The organism is Microbacterium sp. WCS2018Hpa-9, assembly GCF_031843745.1.
GTDB lineage: Bacteria > Actinomycetota > Actinomycetes > Actinomycetales > Microbacteriaceae > Microbacterium.
On the sequence record NZ_JAVTIY010000002.1, the window covers coordinates 554,302 to 570,049 of the forward strand.

At 68.0% G+C, this 15,748-nt stretch carries 17 protein-coding genes; 8 read left to right on the top strand and 9 right to left on the bottom strand.

Annotated elements, in window-relative coordinates; genetic code table 11:
- Positions 1-51: 51 nt before the first annotated feature.
- Together RQG82_RS06530 and RQG82_RS06535 are read right to left on the bottom strand one after the other, a co-directional pair.
- Positions 52-1,056, bottom strand: coding sequence for an L-idonate 5-dehydrogenase (locus RQG82_RS06530; RefSeq protein WP_311258294.1), 1,005 nt, complete (start codon positions 1,054-1,056; stop codon positions 52-54).
- On the bottom strand, positions 1,053-2,567 hold the full coding sequence (locus tag RQG82_RS06535; protein WP_311258295.1) for a mannitol dehydrogenase family protein: 1,515 nt from the start codon (positions 2,565-2,567) through the stop codon (positions 1,053-1,055). Before RQG82_RS06535 ends, RQG82_RS06530 begins: the two co-directional genes overlap by 4 nt.
- A gap of 151 nt (positions 2,568-2,718) precedes the next feature.
- On the opposite strand from RQG82_RS06535, the gene RQG82_RS06540 reads away from it, so the two are divergent.
- Positions 2,719-3,696, top strand: coding sequence for a LacI family DNA-binding transcriptional regulator (locus tag RQG82_RS06540; RefSeq protein ID WP_311258296.1), 978 nt, complete (start codon positions 2,719-2,721; stop codon positions 3,694-3,696).
- 3 nt (positions 3,697-3,699) lie between these two features.
- Positions 3,700-4,689, top strand: a complete 990-nt coding sequence (locus tag RQG82_RS06545) for an FAD-dependent oxidoreductase (RefSeq protein ID WP_311258297.1) — start codon at positions 3,700-3,702, stop codon at positions 4,687-4,689.
- 71 nt (positions 4,690-4,760) lie between these two features.
- Here RQG82_RS06545 and RQG82_RS06550 read toward each other — a convergent pair whose 3' ends face one another.
- The gene (locus RQG82_RS06550) at positions 4,761-5,189 is read right to left on the bottom strand and encodes a MerR family transcriptional regulator (protein WP_311258298.1); all 429 of its coding nucleotides are present in this window, start codon (positions 5,187-5,189) and stop codon (positions 4,761-4,763) included.
- A 116-nt stretch (positions 5,190-5,305) separates the two neighbouring features.
- On the opposite strand from RQG82_RS06550, the gene RQG82_RS06555 reads away from it, so the two are divergent.
- Positions 5,306-6,031, top strand: coding sequence for an SDR family oxidoreductase (locus tag RQG82_RS06555; protein ID WP_311258299.1), 726 nt, complete (start codon positions 5,306-5,308; stop codon positions 6,029-6,031).
- 25 nt (positions 6,032-6,056) lie between these two features.
- Here RQG82_RS06555 and RQG82_RS06560 read toward each other — a convergent pair whose 3' ends face one another.
- Positions 6,057-7,046 (bottom strand): Clp protease N-terminal domain-containing protein, encoded by a 990-nt coding sequence (locus RQG82_RS06560; RefSeq protein WP_311258300.1) that lies wholly within the window; start codon positions 7,044-7,046, stop codon positions 6,057-6,059.
- Complete coding sequence (locus RQG82_RS06565) at positions 7,043-7,288, bottom strand: hypothetical protein (RefSeq protein ID WP_056275758.1); 246 nt, start codon at positions 7,286-7,288, stop codon at positions 7,043-7,045. Before RQG82_RS06565 ends, RQG82_RS06560 begins: the two co-directional genes overlap by 4 nt.
- A 147-nt stretch (positions 7,289-7,435) precedes the next feature.
- Here RQG82_RS06565 and RQG82_RS06570 point away from each other — a divergent pair, with 147 nt between their 5' ends.
- Positions 7,436-7,696, top strand: coding sequence for a type II toxin-antitoxin system prevent-host-death family antitoxin (locus RQG82_RS06570; RefSeq protein ID WP_311258301.1), 261 nt, complete (start codon positions 7,436-7,438; stop codon positions 7,694-7,696).
- Positions 7,693-7,956 carry a type II toxin-antitoxin system RelE/ParE family toxin gene (locus tag RQG82_RS06575; protein WP_311258302.1) on the top strand — a complete coding sequence of 88 codons (264 nt, stop codon included), beginning with the start codon at positions 7,693-7,695 and terminating at the stop codon, positions 7,954-7,956. The genes RQG82_RS06570 and RQG82_RS06575 overlap by 4 nt, the downstream gene beginning before the upstream one ends.
- Positions 7,957-8,002: 46 nt before the next feature.
- On the opposite strand, the gene RQG82_RS06580 is transcribed toward RQG82_RS06575, so the two are convergent.
- Complete coding sequence (locus tag RQG82_RS06580; protein WP_311258303.1) at positions 8,003-8,629, bottom strand: response regulator transcription factor; 627 nt, start codon at positions 8,627-8,629, stop codon at positions 8,003-8,005.
- Entirely contained in the window at positions 8,626-9,813 is a 1,188-nt protein-coding gene (locus RQG82_RS06585) for a sensor histidine kinase (RefSeq protein WP_311258304.1), read from the bottom strand. The genes RQG82_RS06580 and RQG82_RS06585 overlap by 4 nt, the downstream gene beginning before the upstream one ends.
- A gap of 164 nt (positions 9,814-9,977) precedes the next feature.
- On the opposite strand from RQG82_RS06585, the gene RQG82_RS06590 reads away from it, so the two are divergent.
- Positions 9,978-11,048: an ABC transporter permease gene (locus tag RQG82_RS06590; RefSeq protein ID WP_311258329.1), complete on the top strand. Its 1,071-nt coding sequence runs from the start codon at positions 9,978-9,980 to the stop codon at positions 11,046-11,048.
- Positions 11,045-11,740 carry an ABC transporter ATP-binding protein gene (locus tag RQG82_RS06595; RefSeq protein ID WP_311258305.1) on the top strand — a complete coding sequence of 232 codons (696 nt, stop codon included), beginning with the start codon at positions 11,045-11,047 and terminating at the stop codon, positions 11,738-11,740. Before RQG82_RS06590 ends, RQG82_RS06595 begins: the two co-directional genes overlap by 4 nt.
- 7 nt (positions 11,741-11,747) lie before the next feature.
- Here RQG82_RS06595 and RQG82_RS06600 read toward each other — a convergent pair whose 3' ends face one another.
- Together RQG82_RS06600 and RQG82_RS06605 are read right to left on the bottom strand one after the other, a co-directional pair.
- Positions 11,748-12,749 (bottom strand): hypothetical protein, encoded by a 1,002-nt coding sequence (locus tag RQG82_RS06600; RefSeq protein ID WP_311258306.1) that lies wholly within the window; start codon positions 12,747-12,749, stop codon positions 11,748-11,750.
- A 9-nt stretch (positions 12,750-12,758) separates the two neighbouring features.
- The gene (locus RQG82_RS06605; RefSeq protein WP_311258307.1) at positions 12,759-14,588 is read right to left on the bottom strand and encodes a substrate-binding and VWA domain-containing protein; all 1,830 of its coding nucleotides are present in this window, start codon (positions 14,586-14,588) and stop codon (positions 12,759-12,761) included.
- 77 nt (positions 14,589-14,665) lie between these two features.
- Between RQG82_RS06605 and fdhD the strand changes: the two genes are divergently transcribed.
- Positions 14,666-15,550 (top strand): formate dehydrogenase accessory sulfurtransferase FdhD, encoded by an 885-nt coding sequence (fdhD, locus tag RQG82_RS06610; protein WP_311258308.1) that lies wholly within the window; start codon positions 14,666-14,668, stop codon positions 15,548-15,550.
- The last annotated feature ends 198 nt before the right edge of the window (positions 15,551-15,748 follow it).

Sequence of the window (15,748 nt, forward strand, 5' to 3'; positions counted from 1 at the left end):
GAGGTACTCCTTCGGACCAGGAACAGGGTGGGGGTGTCGGGTGCGGCGTTGTTAGAGGGAGAGCAGGACCTTCGCCGAAGCGGACGAGTCGCGAGCGAGCTCGAACGCCTGGACGGCGTCGGATGCCGGGAGGACGTGAGAGATGACGGAGTCGAGGGCGTCGGACTCGGCCAGCAGGGCGACGGCGTCGTCGATCTCGGTGGAGAAACGGAAGGCGCCGCGGATCGTGAGCTCTTTCGCGAGCATCGGGGCGAGGTTCACTCCGATGTCGGCGTTCGGGAGCATGCCGACCTGCACGATCGTGCCAGCGCGGCGAGCGGCGCGGACAGCTGAGGAGAGCGCGACTCCGACGCCCGAGCATTCGAAGACGACGTCGTACGACTCGTTCTCGATCGTGTCGCGGCCGACGAGCGAGACCTCGGTCGCACCGAGTGCCTGGGCACGGTCGAGCGGCTCGGTGCGCACGTCGCTGGCACCCACGGCGGCGGCGCCGGCGTTGACCGCAGCGGCCACGACGAGGAGGCCGATGGGTCCGGCGCCGATCACGAGCACGCGCTTGCCCGCGATGTCGCCGGCGAGGTTCACGGCGTGGATCGCGACGGCGAGGGGCTCGGCGAGGGCTGCGCGCTCGAGGGGCAGCGAGGCCGGGAGCACGCGGATCATCTGCTCTTCGACGATCAGGAGCTCGGATGCGCCGCCCTGACGGTGCGGGTTCGCCGCGGCGCTGCCGAAGTAGTCGCCGCCGGGGCGCAGGTGCGGGCGGTCTTCGAGACCGGGAACCTCGGGGCCGTAGCGCGCGGGGTGCACGGTGACGGGGGTTCCCGGCGCGAGGCGACCAGACGGGTCGAGGTCGACGACACCCGACAGCTCATGACCGGGGGTCAGCGGCTCCTGGATCGTGTACTCGCCGTTGGCGCCGTGGAAGTAGTAGTGCAGGTCGGATCCGCAGATGCCGACGTAGTTCACGCGAAGGCGCATCTCGCCGTCGCCGGGTGTCGGAACCTCGCGGTCCTCCCAGCGGATGTCTTCTTTGCCGTGGATGGCGAGAGCCTTCATGGCTGCATCTCCTTCGTGCTTGTCTGGGATGCCGAGACGGCATCCGCGATCGCGGCGTCGACGCCGCGTCGCTGGAGGGTGTCGACCAGTTCGCCGACGCGGGCGATGAACGCATCCTGAGATCCGAGTTCATCACCGAAGAGGTGCAGCTCGCCGATCACGCGCTGTGCCAGCTCTCCTCCGTTGCGGGCGCTCGCCGCGTATCCGGCCAGTCGTTCGCGGGCGCCGTCGGTCATCGCGGCGGCGTGGAGGCCGGGATCGAAGCCCGGCAGGGGCGCGACGCACGACAGGTATCCGGCGACGGTCAGCGCGATCAGGTGCGGCATCTCGCCGTTGCGGAGCGCGAGCAGCGCCGGCTCGGGGATGCGCTGGCGCAGCTTGACCGATCCGTCGGTGCCGACCTGGCTCGTGCGATGCCCGAGGGCGCTGTTGGCCCAGCGCTCGAACAGCTCGGCCTCGTAGGCGCGGATGTCGACACCGGAGGGCACCTCGATCGAGGGCTCGTACTCGTCGCGCAACACGGCGCGTGCGGCGCTCTCGATGCCGTCGAGTCCGATGGCCTCGGGGATCGTGCCGACTCCGCTGAGCGCACCGAGGTAGGCGATGAGTGAGTGCGTGCCGTTGAGCAGCCGCACCTTCATCTGCTCGTAGCGTGCGACCTCGTCGGTGAAGACGGCGCCGCCGGCTTCCCAGGCGGGGCGGCCGCCGGCGAAGCGGTCTTCGATCGCCCACATCGTGAAGGGCTCTGCCGGCACGGGGATGTCGTCGGTGGCGCCGAGCAGGGCGCTCACGCGGGTGCGCAGCTCGGCGGTGGTCGACGGCACGATGCGGTCGACCATGCTCGAGGGGAACGACACGGCGCGGTCGAGGAAGGCCAGCGCGTCGCTGCCTTCGGACCCGGGCAGCTCGTGCAGGAACTCGCGCACCAGCTTCTCGGTGTGCTTGCCGTTGGCCGACAGGTTGTCGCAGCTGAGGATCGAGATCGGTGCTCCACCGGCAGCAGCGCGGGCCTGCAGCCCGCGGGCGAGTTGGCCGATAGTGGAGCGGGCGGCGCCGCCACGCAGGTCGGCGCGCACCGTGTCGTCGTCGAGATCGAGGCGCTGGGTCGCGGGGGAGTAGCTGTAGCCGTTCTCGGTGACGGTGAGGGTCACGATGCGGATGCCGGGGTCGGCGATCTGCGCGATCACGCGCTCGGGCTGCTCGGCGCCGACGAACGCGTCGGTGTGCACGCCGGGGATGGTGAGCGACGTGCTGCCGGGCGAGATGGTCGCGACCGAGTACAGCATGTCCTGCGCGTGCATCGCGTCGACGATCGAGCGCGAGCGGGATGCGACACCGACGATGCCCCAGTCGCCGCCGGCGGACTGGAGTGCCGCCGCGGTGTAGACGGCCTGGTGCGCGCGGTGGAAGCTGCCGAGTCCGAGGTGCAGGATGCCGGCATCGGTGGGGGCGACCAGTGGGGAGGCTGTCGCCGAGGTCGTGCGGCGCAGGGCCGGTGCTGGGATGCTCACGCGGTGGCTCCTTCGCTCGGGGCCGCGCACCGCTGAGGGTGATCGGCGTTGATCGTCATGAAAATCAGTGTGCAGTGTTTGTACAAACTTGTCAACCTGTTTTACATCGAGGTCGAGGATCGTAGGATTGCAGCGAGGGTGGGAGGTGAAGATGGCAGCGACGCTGACGGACGTGGCACGACGTGCAGGCGTGTCCATCGCGACCGCCTCCCGCGCCTTCGGAGAGCCGGATCGTCTCGCGCCGAACACCCTCGGTCGCGTGCTCGAAGCCGCGGGCGAACTCGGCTACGCGACCTCGCAGTCCGCCACAGCGACCCGCACGTTCGGCGTCGTCGTGCCCGACGTCTCGAACCCGGTCTATGCGACGCTGCTCAAGGCGATCCAGGGCCAGGCCTGGCACGGCCGCCATCGCATCGTGCTCTTCGACGCCGATGAAGACCTGCGCCGCGAGCGCGAGCAGATCGAGCAGGCCCGCAAGCTCGACGGAATGCTGCTGTGCTCGCCGCGTCTGCCCGACGCCGACGTGCTCGAACTGGTCGGCGACACCCCCTTCGTCGTGGTCAACCGCCAGATCGACGGCGCCCCCTGCGTGCTGATGGACACAGAGCACGGCCCGGCTCAGGCGATCGAGCACCTCGCGGCGCTCGGCCACACGCACATCGCCTACGCCGCGGGTCCGCGCGGATCGTGGGCCGACGTCCGTCGCGCCGACACCGTCGCCCGCGCGTGCGACCGCCACGGCATCCGTCTCACCGGACTCAGCCACCACGCCGCATCGATCCAGGGCGGTCGCGCCGCCGCCGCCCCGGCCGCGGCGAGCGGTGCCACGGCCGTCATCGCCTACAACGACCTCGTCGCCCTCGGGCTCGAGGCGGGGCTGCTCGAGCTCGGCAAGCGCTGCCCCGCAGACATCAGCATCGTCGGCATCGACGACATCGACCTGGCGGGTGCTGTCACGCCGGCGCTCACCACGGTGCGGATGCCGATCGAACGCAGCGGTGCGCTCGCCGTGGATCTGCTTCTGCAGGCGATGAACGGCACGGCGATCGACGACGTCGTGACTCTCGGGTCGCAGTTGATCGTGCGTGCGTCGACGGCGGCTCCGGCTGCTGTCATCCCTGGTCGCTGAGGCATGTCGTCGCATCCGGTGATCGTGATCGGCGCGGGGATCATCGGCGCATCGATCGGCTATCACCTTGCCACTCGCGGTGCAGATGTCACCCTCGTCGATGCAGGCCTACCGGGCTCCGGTGTAACAAGACACTCGTTCGGCTGGATGGGCCGTGCGCCGGGTGATCTGAGTGCTGCAGGGGAGCTGCGCGCGCTCGGTCGCGATCATTGGGCCCGTCTCGCAAGGCAGGTGCCTGGTCTCGCAGTCCATTGGTCAGGCGCCCTCGTCTGGGGTGAGGATTTCGCCAGCATCCCCACTCGAAGTGGGCAGGCAGCGACTCGTGAACCCCAGCTGACCAGCCCGCCGGTCTGCTCGGAGTTTCGTCCCGACGACGGATGGCTGAACCCAGCCCTCGCCACCGAGAGATTGATCAGCGCCGCCCGAGAAGCGGGTGCGTCCGTGAGACTCGGCAGTCCCGTCACGCGCTTGATCAGGTCCGCTGACGGGTCGATCGCGGGTGTCGAGCTGGGCTCGGAGTCGCTGCCCGCGTCAACGGCGGTCGTGGCCGCGGGCATCGGGTCGACAGCCCTGTGCGCGACAGTCGGCGTGAGTCTGCCGATGGCATCGAGCCCCGCCGTAATGGTGCGGCTCCGCGCACCCTCGGGCCTCGTCCAGGGCATCGTCGCGAACGATCTGTTCGAAGCGCGCCAGGATGCCGATGGAACCGTGCTCATGCCGCTCGACTACGACAAGGAGTCTTCGACGGCAGAGCTGATGCGGGCCGGCGAAATGGCGCGCCGCCTGTTCATGGAGTCGTTCAACGGCGCAGAGGAAACGACTCTGCTGAGCGCCGAGATCGGGTGGCGGCCCATGACAGCTGATGGCGAGCCGGCAGTCGGCTACTCCGATGTACCAGGCCTGTACATCGCAGTCGCGCATCCCGGAATCACACTCGCCGCCGTCATCGGAGATGCCGCGACTGAGGAGATCCTCAACAGAATGCTTGGCTGATCGCGCCGCCGGTCTGGAACAGGGTGATCCTCACGATGACCTTCTGGATCGGACACACCGCGCTGAGGTAGTCAGACCCGGTCGTGCGCGGTTGCCGCCGCCTCGATGGTGACGTGCGGTTCCCACGCGGGGTGCCGCAGTGCCGGGCAATGTTCCGGGGTGGGGTGGTGGGCGATGTCGATAATGAGGTCCAGCGCATCGCGGGCGGCGGCGAGCCCCTCGATGGCGTCGGTGATGCGATCGCGTTCCGCTGCCAGGAGGGCGAAGGCCTCGGGGGAGCCGTGTCCGGTGTCGACGCATGGCAGCAGTTGCGCGATGGTGCGGCTCGGCACCCCCGCGGTGAAGAACTGCTGAACGAGGCGGACGCGTTCCACGGCCGCCGCGGGATACTCCCGCTGGCCGCTGGGTGTGCGCTCCGAGGTGAGCAGCCCCTGCTCTTCGTAGTAGCGGAGCGCCCTCGTGCTGACACCTGCCTGGCGTGCGACCTCGCCGATCCGCATCCGTTGCCTCCGTGTTTGCATTAATGACTTGACCTTGACGTCAACGTCAAGTTCTAGCGTAATGGTGTCGGCTCGATCGAGCCGGAGAACGCACTTCCCAGCGAAGCAAGGAACTCATGAACCTCACTGACCAGATCGCCCTCGTGACCGGAGCGAACCGCGGAATCGGCCGCCAATTCGTGCTCGAACTGCTCGAGCGCGGCGCCGACACCGTGTACGCGACCGCCCGCCGCACCGACACGCTCGACTTCGATGACCGGCGTGTGGTGCCGTTGCGGCTCGATCTGCTCGATCACGAATCGATCGTCGCGGCGGCCGGTGTGGCCCAGGACGTGACTCTCGTCGTGAACAACGCGGGGATCTCCACGGGTGCCGGCCTGGTGGCCGGCGACCTGTCAGAACTGCGCCGCGAGATGGACACCCACTTCTGGGGCACCCTCGACGTGATCCGCGAGTTCGCCCCCATCCTCTCGGCGAACGGCGGCGGCGCGGTCGTGAACGTGCTGTCGGCGCTGTCGTGGTTCGCGTCTCCGGGTGCCGGAGGGTATGCCGCCGCGAAGGCTGCGGCATGGAACATGACCAACGGGGTTCGGCTCGAGCTCGCAGGTCAGGGAACCCTCGTGCAGGGCGTGCATCTCGGTGCCGCCGACACGGATCTCATGGCGAACTACGACGGGCCCAAGATCGATCCTCGCGACGTGGCCCGTCGGTCACTCGACGGCCTCGCGGACGGTTCGATCGAGGTGATCGTCGACGACTGGAGCGCGATGGTGAAGGCATCGCTCGCGGGGGACCCCGCCGTGTTCTACGCCAAGATGACGGAACTGCTCGGCGCCGCCTGAGGCTGCGCCCTCAATGGCTTCATCCTCAGCGGAATGCTCGGCTGATCGCGCCGCCGGTCTGGAACAGTGTGATCCACACGATGAACTTCTGGATCGGACGCAGCGGCAGTCCCGCCACCCTTCGCCAACCGGTTCGGCGAGACCATGACGTGGTGATCGAGACCTGAGTGCCGCCGCTGGTGTGCGCCAGGCTGAACTCGTAAAGAGCCGCATTGCTCCGAGGAGCATCGGGGTAGGCGAAGCTCCAGGCGATCCGCTCAGGTCCGTGCGCCGCGACGAGTTCGATTCTGCGGCGAAGGAACCTCGGCTTGACCTTCACCGGCTTCCCGTCCGGACGTCGTTCGCGTGCGAAGCCCGTCCACACCCCACCGACGGCGGCATCCTGTCGTGCATTCTCGATCGAGCCGACGCTCATCTCCCAGTCGGGGATGTTCGTCGGCTCGGCGAGGTAGTCCCACACTCGCTCGATCGGCGCAGGAACGAACGTCTCCGTCGACCCGGAGATCCGCCCCCTCATCGCTGCTGCGGCAGGCGTGGTCGCGGGCGTTGACGAGTCGGGAGCGTCGAGCTGCGCGAGCAGCGCAGCGGGGGTGGTGCCCAGGCGTTCGAGTATGTCGGCGATCATGCCGCTCGGCTCGGCCACAAGTTCTCGGAGCACCGCGGCGGCGTCGCCCGCCTTGTCTTTGTCGGCCGAGCGAGCGATGAGGTCAGAAGCGCGCTTGCTCCACTCGTACCCGTCGGTCTCGTGGAACACGATGCGCCCGGCCTCGGGAAACGACGCCTCGATGCCGAGGGATGCCAGTTGAGCCGCGTGCTGCTCTTCGACAGCGCGACGGGCGGCGTCGAGGTCGATGCCGATGTCGCGCAGTGCCCGGCCTGCGGCTTGATCGTTGATCACGAGGGCGAGGAACAGGTGCTCGATGTCGGCGGTGCGAAGCCCGAGTCGGGATGCTTCTTCCATGGCGGCAAGAGACAGAGACTGGCTCGTCTGAGCGACGCGAACGAACTTGCTCATGAGTTCCTCCTTGAGATCGGAATCGTGGGGTCCACTCGCTTCGAGTGCTTCTTGTGAACGGCCTGTCGGGTCACCCCGAGTGCGTCGGCGATCTCCTGCCACTTCATGCCTGAGCGCAGAGCAGCCTCGACCTGCCGAAGCTCCAGGGTGTCTGCGAGCACGCGCAACGATGCGACTGCCCGCAAGCCGGTTCTCGGGTCGCTGGTGTCCGCTGCCACCGCGGCGATCTGGGAAGACTCCATGCCGTCAACCTAAGTTGCCACAGCATGGCTTGTCAACCTTGGTTGCTCGAAGCGGGTCGGCGGTCTCATCGGCCATCCCGCTTCGTGTGAGTCTGTGTACTTAAGGCGACTACTGCCATTTATGTACATAACGAGTATTATGAACACATGAACACGATCAGCCGCAGTGTGCCTTCGAAGGATCTGCGTGACAGCCTTGCCGATGTCCTCGGCGGTGTCGCCTACGGCTCGGAGCGCGTGGGCGTCACGCGTCATGGCAAGCTGACGGCCGTGGTGATCAGCGTCGATGATCTCGAGCTGCTCGAAGAGCTCGAAGCGGCGCGCGACGCCGCCGAGTTCGCTGCCGCGCGGGCGGCGGATGACGGTGACCGCGTGTCGCTGGACGAGCTGCGTGCGGAAGTCGCGTGACGCGCTATCGGATCGAGTTCACCACTGCCGCTGCTAGAGAGATCCGCAAGCTCGACCCGCAGATCCGTCGACGGATACTCGCCGGAGTCGCCGATCTCGAGCGAGACCCGCGTCCGCATGGGTGTCGCAAGCTGGCTGGCTATGACAACGCCTGGCGAGTGCGCATCGGCGACTACAGAGTGCTCTACGAGGTCGTCGACGAGCACCTGCTCGTGACCGTCGTCCGCGTCGCGCACCGTCGCGCCGTGTACGACCTCTGAGTGGTCTGGTCGGTTCGGCGCGTGAGCAGGCAAGGAGCGCGCGGGCTCAGCGGAGAATGCCCTTCTGGCGGGCCGCCGAGACCGCGGCGGTGCGTGAGCTGACGTCGAGCTTCGAGAAGATGTGCGCGAGATGTGACTTCACGGTCGTTTCGCTGACGAAGAGCTCGTCTGCGACTTCGCTGTTCGATCGACCTGCGGCGACGAGCTCGAGGACCTCTATCTCGCGGCTGCTGAGGCTCACGCGTGGCGCGCGCATGCGGTCGAGCAGGCGGGAGGCGATCACGGGCGCAAGAGCGCTCTCTCCGGCGGCCGCCGCGCGCACGGCCGCGGTCAGCTCGTGCGGTGGGGCGTCTTTCAGCAGATAGCCGCTCGCGCCGGCCTCGACGGCGCCGAGGATGTCGGCATCCGTGTCGTAGTTCGTGAGCACGAGAACGTAGGGCGGAGCCTCGAGTGCGCGGATGCGGCGAGTCGCCTCCACGCCTGTGGTGTCGGCGTGGGAACCGAACTGCAGATCCATCAGCACCACGTCGGGATTCTCGCGCTCGGCGCAGGCGACGGCCTCGTCGGGTGTGCCTGCTTCTGCCACCACCTCGAGATCCGGTTCGAGACCGAACAGGGCGATGAGGCCTGCGCGGACGATGGGGTGGTCGTCGGCGATGACGAGGCGGATCATGCGAACTCCGTCAGAGGGAGGTCTACGGTGAGTGTCGTTCCCCGGCCGGATGCCGCATCGATCTCGAGCCTCCCGCCCAACTGCTGCACCCGCTCAGCGGTGGCGCGCAGACCGAAGGAATCCGACCTCTCGGCGGCGGCCGCCGGCTCAGTGATCTCCGCATCGAATCCGGTCCCGTCGTCTTCGACGGTGAAGTGGAGCTGGTCGTTCTCGACGCTGATGGTGACAGTCGCCGTCTTCGCGCGGGCGTGCTGGATGACGTTGGCGATGGCACCCTGCGTGATTCGCAGCAGCGCCGTCTGCAGATGCATGGGCAGGACGATCGTGTCGGACACCCGCACCTGCACGTCGAGCCCCTGCGTCGCCCACTGCGTGCGGGCCAGTCGCCGCAGCGCCCCACCGAGGGTCTGATCGTCGAGCTGGGGAGGTGTCAGCTCGCGGATGAACCGTCGTGCCTCGACGAGGTTCGCGGCGGCCGTCTCGCGTGCGAGCCGGATGTGCTCGATGCCCGGGCGCGTGTCGTCGGCGCGTTCCGCGGCATGCAGCAGCATCTGGATGCTGGAGAGTCCCTGCGCGAGCGTGTCGTGGATCTCGCGGGCGAGACGTGCGCGTTCTGCGAGGACACCCGATTCGTGCTCGCGCGCGGCAAGTTGGCCGCGGGTCGCGAGCAGCTCACTGACCAGCGCTTCGCGCTGCTGCGCCTCTCTCGCCAGAGCCTGGTAGCCGAGGCCGATCAGGAGCGCGACGCCGGCGCCGACGAACGGGCCGACGACACCGCCGACGCTCCACCCGCCGCGGATGCCGAGGGCGTACACCGCGACGATCGTCGACGCGAGTATCGCGGCCGATCCCGCCCAGCGCCCCAGCAGGTGGAGGAACAGGAAGAAGAGAGGGAAGACGAGGTACGCCGCATCGGCGCTCACCCACAGCAGGCCCAGCCACTCCAGGGTCAGCAGCGCCACCCACACCAGCGACAGGAGGCGTCGTCCGTGGGAGAGACGGGCGAGCAGCACACCCGACGCGTACGTCCCAGCGACGATCAGAGCCAGCAGGATCGCAGTGACGCTCGAATCCGAGGGGTCGAACACCGCGCGAGCGATCACGAGCCCCGTCAGGGCGAAGAAGAGAACGTGAAGGCCCGTCCGCAGACCCACGAACACCGGGGTCAGAGCGGTATGCGCCATGGTTCGAACTCTACGCCGCCGCACCGAGCGCGGCATCGTCCGAAAGGACGATCGAGGCGTACTCATCCTGGGCGCGAAAGCCCGTTCAGGTGGCCGATGACCACGACGACGCCGACGACGAAAGTGGAATGGTCGCCGCATCGGTGACAGGAAAGGCAACCGTCATGTTCGTCGCGTTACGCGATCTTCGCTTCGCCAAGGGGCGATTCATCCTCATCGGCTCCGTCGTCGCCCTGATCACCCTTCTCGTGGGGTTCCTCAGCGGACTGACTGGGGGTCTCGCCATCCAGAACGTCTCGGCAGTGCTCGCTCTTCCCGCAGACCGGATCGTGTTCTCCGCCCCCTCGGGCGGAGAGAGTGCGGCCAGCTTCGCTGACTCCGCGATCACCGAGCAGCAGGCGACGGAATGGGCGGCGACGGCCGACGTGACCGACGCACGCCCCATCGGCATCAGCCAGACCCGCGCCGAGACCGACGACACCCGCGCCGCGATCGCGGTGTTCGGTGTCGAGCCCGGCTTCGACGCGGATGCGCCCTCCGGGGACGGTCGGCTGCGTCTGTCGGTGCCCGCTGCGGATGCGCTCGGCGTGAAGGTCGGAGAGCAGATCGAGATCGCCGGCGTCTCCTACGACGTCGAGGCGGTCGAGGGAGATGCGTGGTACAGCCATACGCCCGTCGTTCAGATGACTCTGCACGACTGGCAGTCGTACTCGGCATCCACGGGAAACCCCGATGCCTACGCCACGGTCCTCGCTGTCACGGGTGCCCCTGACTGGGATGCCGCGGATGCCGCGAACGACACGATCTCGGAGACGACCCTCGGGTCGCTGACGGCGCTGAGCGCCTTCCGTTCCGAGATCGGATCACTCCTTCTGATGGTGGCCATGCTGTTCGGCATCTCGGGACTCGTCATCGGGGCCTTCTTCACCGTGTGGACCATGCAGCGCAAGGGCGATGTCGCCGTCCTCAAGGCGCTCGGCGCGAGCACGCGTTCCCTGATCCGCGATGCGTTGGGTCAGGCGCTGATCGTGCTGCTGGTGGGCATCGGCATCGGTCTGGGGCTGGTCACCGTGCTCGGCCTGCTCGCAGGCACCGCCCTTCCGTTCCTGCTGAGCCCCGTCACGACCATCCTTCCGGGCGGCATCATGATCGCCCTCGGCCTCGCAGGCGCCGCCTTCGCCCTGCGCTCCGTCACCTCCGCCGACCCCCTCACCGCACTCGGGAGCAACCGATGATCCGTCTGAACGACATCACCCTGACCTTCCCCGACGGCGATTCCCGGGTGACAGCCGTCGACGGTGTCTCCCTCACCGCCCACCCCGGAACCGTCACCGGCATCACGGGGCCCAGCGGCTCCGGCAAGTCGAGTCTGCTGGCCGTCGCCGGCACCCTTCTGCGTCCGGATTCCGGCGAGATCCTCATCGATGGGAGCGACGTCACAGCGCTCAGCCCGGCCGAAGCGACGCATCTGCGGCGGGACCGGATCGGGATCGTCTTCCAGCAGCCCAACCTCATCCCCTCGCTGACTGCCCGTGAGCAGCTGAGCGTCATGAACGAGCTCGGTGCCCCGCGCAGCCGACACAACCGCGCCACGGCGGCAGCTCGTGCGGATGACCTGCTCTCGGCGGTCGGCCTCGCACAGCACGGTCACAAGAGGCCTCACCAGCTCTCCGGCGGACAGCGTCAGCGGGTCAACATCGCGCGAGCCCTGATGAACGATCCGAGCGTGCTCCTGGTAGACGAGCCCACCAGCGCTCTCGATCAGGAACGCGGGGCCAAGATCATCGATCTCATCCTGCAGCTCACCGACGAACTGAACACATCGACGCTGCTCGTCACCCATGACCTCGTGCACCTCCCGCGCATGCACGGGGTGCTGCATCTCGTAGACGGTCGTGTGGTCGACGCCGCCGTTCCGAGGCGCTGAGCGGTGACTACTCGCCGGAGCCCTGCTTGAACTGACGCTCCCAGTCGCGCAGCTCGCTGCGACCGATGAGCGAGTCGAGCGACACCTGGAACAGCAGCCCCTTGCGGGCGTTGACCTGCTTGATGTTGTCGACGATCTGCGTGGTCACGGCCGACAGCGCTTCGCGCACCTCGGCGATGCGCTCGTCGGGGGCGTCCCACAGGTCCGGCCTGGTCAGCAGGTCGAGCAGGTAGTCGCGGTCGAGGGCGGCGACCAGACGAGCGAGCTTGTCGGAGTACTCGGCCTCGGCGAGCACGCTCTGATCCTCACCCGCCTTGGCGTCGAGACGGATGAACAGCTGCTCTACGTGCGAGGCGAGCGCGTCGATCCCGGCGGCAGTCTCGGCCGCTACAGGACTGCCCGGCACAGCGGAGTAGTCGGCGCGGAGTTCGCGCAGGCGATTCACCCGAAGACGGATGCCGGCGGGCACCGGGTCGGTCGAGACGACTGGCTTGCGGCGCCGGCGACGTGCGATCAGCCCGGCCGCGGTCACGGCGGCCGCGACGAGAACGACGCCGCCGATCACCAGCGGGATCACCGGACCGGCGACACCGGAATCGTCCCCCGACGAGATCGGAGTCTCGGCCGAGATCTCCTGCACCGTCTCGACGAGCTTGTCCTGGAGGTTCGCCCCAGACGACTGGTTCTCGTTGGCGATGCGCAGGGCGTCATCGCTCGGGATCGCCGCCGAGGCCGCCTGCAGATCGTCCCCGATCGCGACGATCACGGTCTTCTGATTCGAGCCAGCGGTGAGCTGGTCGAGGATGTACGTGTTGTAAGGGGTGTCTCGCGCAGCATCCGCCGGCAGCACGACCACCGCGATCGATCCGTCGCCGGGAACGACCCCGGCGAGGGCGTCGGTCAGCGCCTGACCGCCGGACACATCGGGATCGACGTAGATGTTCTGACCGGATATGCCTGCGACGGCATCCTCGATCCATGGGTTGTTCGACGAGGAGAGATACGGCATCGCGAAACCTCAGAAGTTGTTGATCACGGAGGCGAAGACGAGGTCGATGCGCTCGGCATCCGAAGCGTCGAAGAGCTGACCGCCCGTCACGTCAGCGATCCGCTGCAGTGCCGAGGTGTCGGCACCCTCTCCATACGCGATCGGGAATATACGCACGGGGGCGTCGCTTCCACCCTCTTCGGTGCTCTTGCCGATCTTCGTGATCAGCGAGTCGAGCGAGATGCCGGAGTCGGTGTCCTCGCCGTCGGAGAGCACCACGATCGCGTTGATGCGGCCGGGTTCGGCCCGCTCGCTCATCGCCTCGTATGCCAGCAGGATCGAATCGTAGAGCGGGGTGCCGTTGCGCTGCGCATAGCGCAGGTCGGCGAGCGACGAGTCGAGCTTCTCTCCGTCGGATCCGAGCGCCGACACATCGCGCACCACCTGGATGATCTCGCCCTCGTCCGAGGAGATCTCGGTGGTGAACGCCCAGACGCCGACCTCGTCGGTCGGGCGGAAGTGGTTCAGAGTCGACTGCGCGCCCTCGATCGCACCGTCCAGACGCGAGCGTCCGTCGCCGATCGGGTCGTCCATCGAGCCCGAGATGTCGATGAGCTCGAGCACCGACGACGGCTTGCGCACCTGCGTCCACTGGTCGATAGCCGTCGAGATCACGTCGACCTCCGGCTTCGGCAACGTCACGGCGGGCTGTGCGGGGTCGACTCCGTACTTCGCGGTGAACAGGTCGCCCAGCGGCACCGATTCGTCGAGCGGGCGGAAGCCGTAGTCGGGCAGGATCTTCTGCGCCGCGGTGGTCTGCACGAACTCGGCGAACGCCTCACCGGCGGTGCGCTGCTCGGCGGTCACCCAGTCGGCGCCGAGCACGGTGATCGGGTTGTCCGACCACATCGATCCGCCCTCGGGATAGACGGCGACGAGCTTGGTCTTCGGCGGCGTCAGGGTCTCGCCCGGCTGCACGGTGTGCGAGTCGGGGTTGCCCTGGTTGTAGTTGAGCAGCGAGGTCTCCTCCAGCGCGACGGCCGAGACGTAGGCCGACCCGTTCGACCCGTTCTGCGTCTCGTCGTAGAGGGTCGAGAGCACGTTGCCGGTCGTGTCTCCGTAGTGGATGACGCACTCCTCGAAAACCCGCGAGAAGTCGGCCGAGGCCTCGACGTCAGCCGACGTGAGTCCCTCGAGCTTGCCGGTCGCCTCATACGACTGCATCAGGATGGTCGAGAGCCCGGTGGTCGACGTGTTCGGGTTGGTCTTCGAGATCTTGAAGGCGCCCCAGATGTCCTTGCCGACACTGCCCCATCCGGCCGGGTCCTGGCAGAGGGCCTCGAGGTCGGTGATGCTGATGGGCGTGTTCGGCCAGCCGAGGGCAGTGGCCATCGGCTCGGGCATGCCGAACACCACCGGCGTGCGGGTGAACGACTTCGGCTCGCCCACGAGGCTGGGTGACGCGGCGGCGGCGACGCGATCGGTCCAGACGGTGGATGCCGGAGACCACAGTGTTGGCCAGAGCGACGTGTCATCGCTCGGCCAGTCCTCGCCCGAGGTGAGGAAGCGCGTCGCGTTGCCGGACGAGACATTGGTCGGGCGCACGGTGGCGCACGTCTCGAGCCCTTCGTGCTCCGGTGAGTCCTTGAAGGCCTTGGCCAGCTCATCGAGCATGTTGACCTTCTCAGACGAGGTGGCGACGGCGATGTGGGTGCAGCCGTCGTCGGGGAATCCCTGGCCGCCATCGCTTGTCGTGCCCTGCTCGCCGCCACCGCCGGTGCAGGCGGTCAATGCCAGGGCGACGATCGCCGCCATGGCGAGGGCTGCGGGTGTCCGTCGTGCGTTGCGAGGCGCGCTCATGGGCTTAGGGTACCCACGTATCGGCCTCCCGATGACGGATCGATCCGATCCCGTGACCGCGGAGTACGCTCGCTGGTGTGGGGCGGATCACGACGCGGAGACCGATTCTGAAGCTCACCCTCGGCGAGGGTGCGAGGCGTCGCGCCGACACGCTGGCCGTCGAGGAGCCGTTGGAGATCCGCGTCGCGGGCTCGCCGCTCGCTGTCACGATGCGCACTCCGGGGCACGACGTCGAGTTGGCGGCAGGGTTCCTCGTGTCAGAGGGGATGATCGCCGAAGCTGCCGAGTTCCATTCGGCGATCCACTGCGGCGGCCCGGGAACGGGTGGCCAGGAGAACACGTACAACGTGCTCGACATCAGCCTCGCTCACGGCGTCGCGCTTCCCGACCCCGATGCTGCGCGGCGCTTCTACACGACCAGTTCGTGCGGCGTCTGCGGCAAGGCCAGCATCGACGCGGTGCGCACGGTGTCGCGGCATCCGCTCTCCGATGACGACATCCAGGTGGATGCCGAGCAGATCGCGGCGTTCCCCGATCGTCTGCGCGCAGAGCAGGCGGCGTTCGACAAGACGGGCGGTCTGCATGCTGCGGCGCTGTTCGACGCCGATTCCGGCGAGCTGCTCGTGCTGCGCGAAGACGTCGGGCGTCACAACGCCGTCGACAAGGTGGTGGGCTGGGCGCTGCTGAACGACCGGCTGCCGCTGCGTCGGCAGATCCTGCAGGTCTCGGGCAGAGCGAGCTTCGAGCTGGTGCAGAAGGCCGCGATGGCCGGCATCCCGCTGCTCAGCGCCGTCTCGGCACCCTCGTCTCTCGCCGCGGAGCTCGCCGAGGAATCGGGTGTGACGCTCGTCGGCTTCGTCCGCGGACGATCGATGAACATCTACACGCACGCGCATCGGGTGCGCATCGACGGACTCGCGCCGTCTGCACACTCCGAAGAAGGGGCACACCATGCTCGATAGCGAGGGAACCACCGGCACGGCCGGTACCGCCGGAACCGCCTTCGGACTGATGCCCGCCGAGCCGCGTCAGGGCGGATACGGCCCCCGCACGGATCGGCCCTGGTCACGCAAGCCGTACGGCCACCCCGCAGCCGGCTGGGGTGCGGCGGTGTCGGTGGGGCGCGTGGTGCTGGATCAGCGCCAGCCGATCGCCGGCCC